At 71.1% G+C, this 9,656-nt stretch carries 7 protein-coding genes and 2 pseudogenes; 5 read left to right on the top strand and 4 right to left on the bottom strand.

The features are described 5' to 3' along the window. Both ACZ7DE_RS31375 and ACZ7DE_RS31370 read left to right on the top strand, forming a co-directional pair. Positions 1–129: pseudogene (locus ACZ7DE_RS31375) on the top strand (ALF repeat-containing protein); the annotation flags it as partial. Between the two features lie 227 nt (positions 130–356). Further along, positions 357–1,133 carry a hypothetical protein gene (locus ACZ7DE_RS31370; RefSeq protein ID WP_470767106.1) on the top strand — a complete coding sequence of 259 codons (777 nt, stop codon included), beginning with the start codon at positions 357–359 and terminating at the stop codon, positions 1,131–1,133. A 700-nt stretch (positions 1,134–1,833) separates the two neighbouring features. Here the strand turns inward: ACZ7DE_RS31370 and ACZ7DE_RS31365 are convergent. Continuing rightward, positions 1,834–2,733, bottom strand: a complete 900-nt coding sequence (locus ACZ7DE_RS31365) for a helix-turn-helix transcriptional regulator (RefSeq protein WP_470767104.1) — start codon at positions 2,731–2,733, stop codon at positions 1,834–1,836. A gap of 153 nt (positions 2,734–2,886) precedes the next feature. Between ACZ7DE_RS31365 and ACZ7DE_RS31360 the strand changes: the two genes are divergently transcribed. Further along, positions 2,887–3,666, top strand: coding sequence for an NAD(P)H-dependent oxidoreductase (locus ACZ7DE_RS31360; protein ID WP_470767103.1), 780 nt, complete (start codon positions 2,887–2,889; stop codon positions 3,664–3,666). Positions 3,667–3,891: 225 nt separating this feature from the next. Next, entirely contained in the window at positions 3,892–7,170 is a 3,279-nt protein-coding gene (locus tag ACZ7DE_RS31355; protein WP_470767101.1) for a S8 family peptidase, read from the top strand. A gap of 150 nt (positions 7,171–7,320) precedes the next feature. Here ACZ7DE_RS31355 and ACZ7DE_RS31350 read toward each other — a convergent pair whose 3' ends face one another. From ACZ7DE_RS31350 to ACZ7DE_RS31340, 3 genes are all read right to left on the bottom strand, one after another. Beyond that, a complete protein-coding gene (locus ACZ7DE_RS31350; protein WP_470767099.1) occupies positions 7,321–7,563 on the bottom strand; it encodes a DUF6411 family protein in 243 nt (80 codons plus the stop codon). A gap of 256 nt (positions 7,564–7,819) precedes the next feature. Beyond that, positions 7,820–8,785: a CU044_5270 family protein gene (locus ACZ7DE_RS31345; RefSeq protein ID WP_470767098.1), complete on the bottom strand. Its 966-nt coding sequence runs from the start codon at positions 8,783–8,785 to the stop codon at positions 7,820–7,822. A 98-nt stretch (positions 8,786–8,883) separates the two neighbouring features. After that, positions 8,884–9,435, bottom strand: coding sequence for an RNA polymerase sigma factor (locus ACZ7DE_RS31340; RefSeq protein ID WP_470767096.1), 552 nt, complete (start codon positions 9,433–9,435; stop codon positions 8,884–8,886). A 9-nt stretch (positions 9,436–9,444) separates the two neighbouring features. Here ACZ7DE_RS31340 and ACZ7DE_RS31335 point away from each other — a divergent pair. Further along, positions 9,445–9,656: pseudogene (locus ACZ7DE_RS31335) on the top strand (aa3-type cytochrome oxidase subunit I); the annotation flags it as partial.

The raw sequence follows: 9,656 nt of genomic DNA, 5'->3' as shown, positions 1-9,656 counted from the left end.
ATCGCCCGCATCCTCGCCGACCCGTCCATCAGCCCGGCCCTGCGCGCGGCAGCCAACGCCGCCCTCGACGACAACACACCCGAAGCACTGCGCCACTTCCTGGAAGTCGGCAGGTACCAGGTCGCCTGACCGGCACGGCGCCGCACCACAGCGCGTTGCCCGGGTGACACCTCCTGCCGCACGCCCGGTCGCCGGAACGCCGAGAATCCGGGCGGGGCCGCCTGCACCTCTGTGTGCCGGCGGCCCCGCCCGGCAGGCCCTGTGCCGGCTCGACACCCTCCGCAGAGTTCTGTGGTCTCGCCGCCCGGTGCGGCATGGGCCACTGACACCTCCGACAGCAGAAAGCACATTCTTCGATGACCACACAACCCCTGCGCACCAAGCGCAGCGGTCCGCAGACCGCTTCCGTCGTGACCGACCTGCCGTTCAAGCCTCAGCTCGTCAAAGCGGTGTTCAGGGACGTGACCTCGTTGCACGTCTCCCGGCCGGCCGCGTGGGCCGCCGCGTCGGTGACGCGGACCGTGCTGACGGAGATCATCGACGGCGCGAGAAACGCGGCGGCCGAGGAGGCCAGGAAGAGACTGATGCCCAAGGACCTCATCTCAGCCATCGACCGGAACGTCGAGGTGGAGGTGGGATCGGCGTGGTACCTGCACAGCCCGACCTTCCACGGCCTGATGGGCGAGATGCGCAACGCCGATGGTGCGCTCGTGTCCCTTCGTGAGCGCCGCGGGGCGCGTACACCGAGTGGTGTGGCTGGCGCCCACCGGTTCGAGGCCGGGGTGAGAAGGCTGCTGGTGAGCCGGGGGGTGAGGGCGGTCCCGGCGATGGTCCGCGACCTGGACGGAATCGCGAGCGTGTTCCTGACGGCCCTGGCCCGGGACGCGGCCCAGGTCGTCCGCGAGGGTGGGGTCAAGCGGTTCGGGACGGTCAGTCTGGTGGTGCCGGGCGAGCCGGCCCCGGCCCCGCTGCTCAAGGACCCCCTCCTCGCCCTGTCCACCCGCCGCGGGGACGGGCGGACTGTTGGCGGGGACGACGTCCTGGCCGCCGTCACGATGCAGCTGTTCGGCGTTCTCAGACAACGCGCCATCACCGAGGCAGCCGAGATGACACAGAACACGTCGGCCAACTGATCGGGCCCGCCCCTGCGCTCTGCCCACTGCGCACGGTTCCCACCTGTGCGGCTCCCGGAATCTGCCGCCCGCATTCGGCTCCGGTCGGCTCGCGAGAACGGGCTCGTCGCATGGCGCGGACCGCCGGCCGCAGACACCCCACGGGGAAGACCTCCCTTACTGGGAGGGGACCGACTGCTACGCCGACGCTCCTCGCGGGCCGCTGTTCCCTTCGATCTCTCTGACAGCCGTCGAGAAGGCAGAGCGGAGAATCGGACGCCGTCTTCCCGAACTGCTTCGGCGCCTCTACACCGAGGTCGCCAACGGAGGATTCGGACCCGATGGCGGGCTTGCCTCCCTGGCTGACGCCAGAGGGCACGCCACCAAAGTGGCCCTTCCTCACCTACGGCGGCTGCACGATGGAATGGCATTGGCGAAGGCCCTCACGACGGCCTTCGCCATGCGACCGCCTCACTACGGAAGTGGCTGAGGACCTGGCCTGACGGCGGCGACGTCTGGGATGAAGTCCTGTGACTGCTCTTGCGAGCAGGGAGTGATGTCGCATCTCACGTCCAGCTCATTCTGAAACGGTCAGTGAATCGTCAACCCCGTCACCGGCGGGACGATTCCGGGGCCAGACGGGTCTGACGGCCGCTCACCACGGCCGCCTACCATGCTCGTTGCAGCCCTCACCGGCTGCGACCTGTGTTTTCGGTCCCCCCTAGAACCCTCCAGAAGCCCTTGGAGCCCCCTTCACGTCGGCGTCGTCGGGTTGTTCGCGGACCTGCGCGTTCAGGGTGGGATGCGTGTCACCGGCATCCGCGCCCAGGCCCGCGAGCAGGCGGAGCCCGTCCTCGGTGGGGCTGCCGGGGGCCGCGGACAGCACCAGCAGCTCCCTGCCCGACGCGTCCGGCAGGGCGAAGTTCTCCTGGTGCAGTTCCAGCAGCCCGACCAGCGGGTGCCGGTACGCCTTGCGCCCATGGGTGCGGGCGCGCACGTCCGCACGGGCCCAGAGGCGGCGAAAGCGCTCGCTGCCCATCGCCAGCTCGCCGATGAGCGAGGCCAGTCGGGGGTCCTCGGGGTACTTGCCGGCGGCCAGGCGCAGGTGTCCGACCGCGTCGAGGGTGCATGTCTCCCAGTCCGCGTAAAGGCCGCGCTCGGCCTCCTCGAGGAAGATGTGCCGGGCGGTGTTCAGGCCCGGCATCGGCCGGCCGTAGAGGAGCCGGGCGAGGCGGTTCCCGGCGAGCACGTCGAGGCGATGGTCCATGATCAGCGCGGGTGCTTCGGCGACCAGGTCGAGGACGCGCAGCAGTTCCTGTCGGAGTCGCCCGCCCGGCGTCTTCGCGCGCCGGCGTCGCTGCCGGGCGAGCCGGTAGAGGTGCCCGCGTTCGGTCTCGTCGAGGCCGAGGACGCGGGCGAGCGCGTCGAGGACCTGCTCGGAGGGCTGGGTCGCGCGGCCCTGCTCCAGGCGTACGTAGTAGTCGACGCTGACCCCGGACAGATGCGCGACCTCTTCGCGGCGCAGCCCTTCGACCCGGCGGCGGCTGTCCGTGGAGATGCCGACGGCGGCCGGGTCGACCCGGGAGCGCCGGGTCCGCAGGAAGCCCGCAAGATCGTCCATGCCTTCAGTATGGCCTCGACGGTCCCCGCGAAGGTGGTCCTGCCGTTACCAGGAAGTCCCCTACCAGGAAGTCCCGTCCGATGGATCGGGCGTCCCTGAACGCCGGGTGCCGCGCCGCCCAGAATCGAGGGCACCCGATCCCGAGGAGTTCCCATGAAGACGCTGATCGTCTACGCCCACCCGGAGCCGGAGTCGCTCAACGGCTCGCTCAAGGACCTCGCGGTGTCCACGCTGGAGAACGCCGGGCACGAGGTACGGGTGAGCGATCTGTACGCGATGAACTGGAAGGCGGTCGTGGACGCCGCGGACTTCGGTCCTCACGCCTCAGGTCCGCTGAAGGTCGTCGCGGACTCGGGCCGCGCCTTCGACGCCGGGGCGCTCACCGCGGACGTCCTCGCCGAACAGGAGAAGCTGCTGTGGGCGGACACGGTCGTCTTCCAGTTCCCGCTGTGGTGGTACACGATGCCCGCGATCCTCAAGGGCTGGGTGGACCGGGTGTTCACCTACCGCTTCGCGTACGGCGTCGGCGAGCACAGCGACACCCGGTACGGAGAGCGCTTCGGCGAAGGCACCCTCGCGGGCAGGAAGGCCCTGCTGTCGGTGACCGTCGGCGGCCCGCAGGCGCACTACGCCGCTCGCGGCATCAACGGGCCCATCGACGACCTGCTGTTCCCGATCCACCACGGGATCCTCTACTACCCGGGCATCGAGGTGCTGCCACCGTTCGTGCTGTACGGCACCGACCGGATGGCCGGCGACGACTACCCGGACGTCGCCAAGGCCTGGCAGCAGCGCCTGCTCACCCTGGAGTCGACCGAGCCGATCGCGTTCCGGCGGCAGAACTTCGGCGACTACGAGATGCCCTCACTCCAGCTGAAGGAAGGGCTGGAGCCCGCGGGCCGCACGGGCTTCGGGCTGCACGTGCGCGACTGACCGCCAACTGCTATTCCGAGAGCGGGAGTTCGCCACCGCGCTCCTTTGAAGCGGACGTCCGGGAGGGGCGGTGCGGAGCCGTGCCGAGGGGTATGTCCGACTTCCTTGAAGTCTTGACAATTAATTTGGCAAAGGCAAAAACTCTGCGTTCGCTGCGAGCGGGAAGATCGGCGTGCGGGCGGCGTTGCGCGGCCCGCAACCCCCCACTCCCAGCGGAGACTTCACGTGCACAACAAAACAACAGGAAGAGCCGTCAGGCGGGCGGCCCTCACCGGGACCGTCCTGCTGAGCGCCCTGGCCTTGGGCATCACCCCGGTGACGGCCGTCACCGAGAACACCACGCCCGGCGTCGCGCAGCGCGTCATCGTGCTGCTGCGCGACCAGCACACCGACCTGTCGGCGAGGACGGACGCCGCACGGCGCAACCGAGAGGTGTCCGACGACCAGGCACCCGTGGTGGAGGCGCTGAAGGACCTCGACGCCGCGCACGTGACCCGGATGAGCCTGGTCAACGCCGTCGCGGCAAGCCTCAAGCCCGCCGCGATAGCCCGGATGCGCGCCGACCGGCAAGTGGCCGCCGTCGTGCCCGACCAGCCGGTGAAACTGCCGGACGCGCCCCAGGCGGCCGCAACCGCGGCCACCCTGTCGGCGGCCGGAAGAGCCGCCGCCGGCTGCCCCAAGGACCCGGCGCACCCGGTGACGGAACCGGAAGGGCTGTCGCTGACCAAGACCGACGCCGCTCAGAAGCTCGCCACCGGCAAGGGCGTGAAGGTTGCCTTCTTCGCCGACGGCGTCGATGTGGACAACCCGGAGTTCATCCGCCCCGACGGCAGCCGGGTGATCACCGACTACCAGGACTTCACGGGCAACGAGAACAAGGACCACACGGACGGCGGCGAGGCGTTCGGTGACGCCAGCGCCATCGCGGCGCAGGGCAGCGGCACCTACGACATGTCCGAGCAACTGCCGCACGCCGGCCTGCCCAAGGGCTGCACCTTCCGGATCAGGGGCTACGCGCCCGACGCGGAGTTGATGAGCGTCAAGGTCTACGGCGAGAACAGCTACGGCTGGACGTCCTCCATCGTCCGGGGCATCCAGTACGCGGTGGAGCACGGCGTCGACGTCATCAGCCAGTCGTTCGGCTACAACCCCTACCCGGACGAGGCCACCGACCCGGTCCGGCTGGCCGACCGGGCCGCCGTCGCGGCCGGGACGACGGTCGTCGCCTCCTCGGGCGATTCCGGCAGCTCCGGCACCGTCGGCTCCCCGGCCAGCGACCCGCAGGTGATCGGTGTCGGCGCCACCACCTCGTTCCGCCTCGCCGCCCAGGGCTACGGCTACCGAGGCTGGACCAGCAACAACATCGCCGCCCTGTCTTCCGGCGGCACCACGCTGGACAACAAGGTGGTCGACCTGACGGCGCCGGGCATGGTCGGCATGGCCGCGTGCACCGTGGATCCGCGCTGGACCGGCTGCCTGCTGCCGACCCAGGTGTTCGGCGGTACGAGCCAGGCGGCGCCCTCCGTGGCGGGCGCCGCGGCCGACGTCATCCAGGCGTACAAGGACACCCACGACGGGGTCCGTCCCGGGCCCGACCTGGTCAAGCGGATCCTCACCGGCACCGCGACCGACCTGGGCACCTCCGCCGACGAGCAGGGCGCCGGGCTGCTGAACACCGACGCGGCCGTCCGGGCCGCCCGGGCCCTGGGCACGCCGGCCGGCGCGGCGGACAGCACCGCCCTCGTCCCGTCGGCCGGTCAGCTCGGCGTCGTCGGGAAGCCGGGCGCCGTCCGGCGGACCAGCGTGACCCTGACCAACACCGCGGCCCGGCCGCAGCGGGTCACCCTGTCCTCCCGTACGGCCGGGCCGGAGACCTTCCGCACCGAACGCACCGTCACCGTCGGCAAACCGATCGACAGCGACCACCCGGCGGAGGGCAAGCTCGCCGCCAAGCCGTTCACCGTCCGGGTGCCCCGCGGCACCCCGCTGCTGGACGTCACCATGGTGTGGCCCGGCACGGCGGACTCCGGCAAGCCGGCCCTGCTCCTCATCGACCCGAAGGGGCGGCTGACGCAGGTCAGTTACGACTACGACCAGAGCGGCCTGTACAGCAACTACCAGCGCGTAGACGTCCAGAAACCGGTGCCCGGCACCTGGACGGTCAAGGTGGTGTGGGGCAACGGCCGGCTGGGCCTGCAGGAACCGCCGCTGGAGCCCGGAAGTTACCGGGGCAAGGCCCAGGTCCGAGTCACCGGACACCGCTGGACCTCGGCGGGCGTGCCCCAGCGGACCCGAACCATCCCCGCGGGTGGCAGCGCCGTCTTCGACGCGTCGATCCCCTTGCCCCGCAAGGCCGGTGACACGCCGTCGTCCCTCCAGTTCGACTCGGATGCGGGCACGCACCTGTCGCTGCCGGTGGCCCGGCGAACGCTGATCCCCACCGACCCTGCGCCCGGGCACAGCACCTCGTTCACCGCCACCGTCACCGGCGGCGTCGGCCGGGTCCTCGGCCAGACCAGCGGCTACTACCTCGACGTCCCGGCGGGTCGGCGCAGCCTGACCATCGACCTCACCACCAAGGACCCTTCCGCCACGGTCGACTACTACCTGGTCAGCCCGGAGCGGCAGATCCTCGCCGAGGACAGGAACCGGCTGGCCAAGGACGGGAAGACGCCGACGAAGTCATCCAGCCTGACCGCCAACCGGCCGGCCCCCGGACGGTGGATGCTGATCGTCAACCTGCTAGGCAACAGCAACGGCAAGGACTTCAGCGAGCAGGTCACCGGCAAGGTCCGCTTCGACGCCGTGACGGCCACCGCCCCGGGCCTGCCCGGCAGCCCGGCACACGTCATCAAACGGGGCAGCAGCCTCAAGGTCGCGGTCCACGTGCCCAACCCCGGCCCCGCGACCCGGACCTACTTCCTCGACCCGCGGCTCGACAAGACCACCGACATGGCCCTCGCGGCCGACGAGGGCAAGGACACGACGCCCCTTCCGGGCCTGCTGACCTGGTGGGTGCCGACACACACCACCGCACTGCGCGCCACCGCCACCTCCGACACCCCGGCGAGCCTCGAGCTGCTGCGCTCGAACTGGTCGCCGGACGTGGTCGCACCGAGCGGCCCGGACGGCACCGCGACCGCCGTGGCCGTCGCCGACAAGCTCGGCGCCGGCTTGTGGTGGACGTTCCCGACCCCGTCCGGGCCGCTCGCGAGCGGCGACGCGGGCGCCCAGGACAGCGTGAAGATCACGCTCACCGCCACCACCCAGGCGTTCGACACCGACGCGGTCGCGTCGACCGGCCGGTTCTGGCAGCACGGCCAGCCCTACACCCCCGTCACCGCCGAACCCGGGAAGGCAGCGACGATGACCCTCACCCTGGAGCCCACCGCGCCAGTCGGCACGGTGGTCCACGGCACCGTGTACGTGGACACGGACAACGCGCTGGGTGTCTCCGTCGGCTCCGAGCTCATCGGGATCCCGTACACCTACACCGTCGGCTGACCCGACGGCCGGCTGAATCACCGACGCGGGTAGCGCACCGGGCACCCTTCGCCCCGACGCAGCAGAGCCGGGACCAGATATGACCGTGCTGGTCGCAGCCACACGTTGATGGCCGCGACCAGCACGGTCGCTTCGTTGCGGACGGCGTGCTCAGAACGGCATGCGTCCACGCGCCCGGCGGCCGGCGGAGCCGCTGCGGCCCACGGCCCGGGAGCTGGAGCTGAAGGGCTTGCTGAGCAGGCGCCCCAGCGGACCGGGAGCCTTGGAACCCGCACGAGACCCGAAACCCAGGGTGCGCTGTGCGCCGTTCTGCGGGTGCCGGCTCAGCCGCGGGACGAAGAAAGCGAGTATCGCAAGGACTACACAGAGCGCGATCACGCCGACGATCATCATGGGAAGACTCCTGGGCAGCTCTGGAAAAGACTCGACTGCGCGTCGCAACACGCACTTGACTTCGACTTCGTTCCCGGATCGGGTTCCCGCTCCGGCGCGCAGCACGCCAGAAACCGCCTTCCTGATGCGTTCGGTCTCATCCCGAACGAACCGGGGAAGCGGCGGCGGCCATGGCGGGGGCGCCGCAAGGAAACCGCTGGAGGCCGGCCCGGCAGCCGCAGGGCGTGGCCGCCGCCCGGCAGCCGGGCGCGTGCCCTCAGCGCATCCAGGCGCTGTACTCCATGACATCGCCCGCTTTGACGCCATAGCGGGTTTCGGCCTTGGTGAAGGTGGTCTCCAGTCCCAGGACCGTCCCGGTGTCCGAGTCCATGATCAGCATCCTCCGGGTGCCGGACCCCGGGCAGACGTACGCCTGCCCGGGTCGCCCCAGCCGGTCCGTGACCTGGCCGACGGGCCGCAGCCCGTCCGCGTCCGCGAGGAGCTGCGCCAGCGCCGCCGACTCGGCCGCGCCGAGCGTCCAGTGGTTCAGCAACTCCTGTACAGCGTCGAGCAGTTCGGGCGTCGTGAGGGCCGTGCGGCTGTACGCCGTTTCCTGGAGGTAGGCACCCAGTCCCGCCGCGTCGTGCGGCGGCCGGGACTCGGGCGGGGCGTCGCTCCAACTCGGCGGGTAGGTACGGTCGCTGAGGACATGGCCGTCGCCGACCCTGCGCTGGGCGCTGTCCTCGTCCGTGAGCACCGGCCGGCCGGGGTGACGCGGGTCGGTGGCGACGACCAGCTCCGTGTGGCTGGCGTCCGCCTTCCAGCGCACGATGCGCTCCTCGGGCAACGTGATCGGCGGCTTGTCTTCGGACATGCCCATGCTCCACGTCTGCACATGCGTGCCCCTGCGCAGAGCGGGGGTCCCGTCGGCCGCGGCCGCACGCGCCCGTTCCGCCAACTGCACCAGGTCCACGGGGGTGGAGTCGGCTCGTACGACGAGCGGCCGGGGGGCCGCCACCGCCGGGGTGGTCGTGGGACCGCTGAACAACAGCCCTGCCACGGTTGCCGCGACGGCGACAGCAGCCGCGAGACTCCACACCAGCCGTCGGCGGCCGAGTGCCGGGCTGTGCAGCAGCCTGTCCAGATGCCGTTCGGCGTGGCGGTCCAGCGGGCCGTCGCCGTAGTGCGGGCCGTCGGGCCGGGCCGGATTGGCCGCGCGCAGCAGGTCGAGTTCGTCAGCCATGGCCGTGGTCCTTCGAGGGGGGCGCCGCTTCGGCGGTACGGGCAGGGGGCGGGACACGCGCGGCACCCGGTGCCCGGGGCGGCGGGACGCGCAGGTCGCTAGTCACGGTCGCGTCCTTTCGTCTGCGCAGGAGTCGTCGCGGCGGTGGCGGGGCGCAGCCGGTCGAGTTCGGCTCTCAGCCGGTGTCTGGCGCGGTGAAGGCGCATCGCCGCGGCCCGGGTGCCGCAGCCGAGGACGACGGCGACTTCGTCGACGGCCAGCTCCTCCCAGGTGGTCAGGCGCAGCACCTCCTGGTCGGCCGGGGAGAGCCGGGCGAGTGCGTCGAGGACCCAGGAGCCGGGGGTCTCGGCGTCGGGACCTGCGACGACCTGGCGGCCGTGCGCGGTCGCTTCGTTGCCCAGGCGGTGGAGAAGCCGGCGGCGGCGCCCGTAGCCGCGGACGGTGTTGGCCAGGCAGTTGCGCGCCACCCCGTACAGCCAGGGCAGCGGAGACGACGGCAGGTCGCCGCGACGCCGCCAGGCAACGGTGAAGACGTCCGCCACCACTTCCTCGACCTCGTCGGGCCGCCCGTCCAGTCGCCGCGCAACGTAGCGGCTGACCGCCCAGTAGTGCTCGCGATAGGCAGCGGCGAAGGTTTCGTCGTTGCTCATGTTCCGTTCGTGTCCGGCATCCCGGCGATCGTCACACCCGTTTCCGTGATTCTCGTCGCGCCGTCGAAGTGTGACGCCCGGGCCGGGTCCGTACACAGACAGGGCGTGAGAGACATCAAGGGCATCAAGTGGCTGACGACCACCGACCACAAGACCATCGGTACGTTGTACCTGGTCACGTCGTTCGCGTTCTTCTGCATCGGCGGCGTCATGGCGCTCCT

Source organism: Streptomyces sp. NPDC037083 (assembly GCF_055606485.1).
Note: the sequence above shows the minus strand (reverse complement) of the source record. Positions and strands in the feature narration are given on the sequence as shown.

Excerpts from the sequence above, each read along its gene's own strand:
- ACZ7DE_RS31370 (WP_470767106.1), top strand. The coding sequence starts at position 357 with ATGACCACACAACCCCTGCGCACCAAGCGCAGCGGTCCGCAGACCGCT.
- ACZ7DE_RS31365 (WP_470767104.1), bottom strand. The coding sequence starts at position 2,733 with ATGGACGATCTTGCGGGCTTCCTGCGGACCCGGCGCTCCCGGGTCGAC.
- ACZ7DE_RS31360 (WP_470767103.1), top strand. The coding sequence starts at position 2,887 with ATGAAGACGCTGATCGTCTACGCCCACCCGGAGCCGGAGTCGCTCAAC.
- ACZ7DE_RS31350 (WP_470767099.1), bottom strand. The coding sequence starts at position 7,563 with ATGATGATCGTCGGCGTGATCGCGCTCTGTGTAGTCCTTGCGATACTC.
- ACZ7DE_RS31345 (WP_470767098.1), bottom strand. The coding sequence starts at position 8,785 with ATGGCTGACGAACTCGACCTGCTGCGCGCGGCCAATCCGGCCCGGCCC.
- ACZ7DE_RS31340 (WP_470767096.1), bottom strand. The coding sequence starts at position 9,435 with ATGAGCAACGACGAAACCTTCGCCGCTGCCTATCGCGAGCACTACTGG.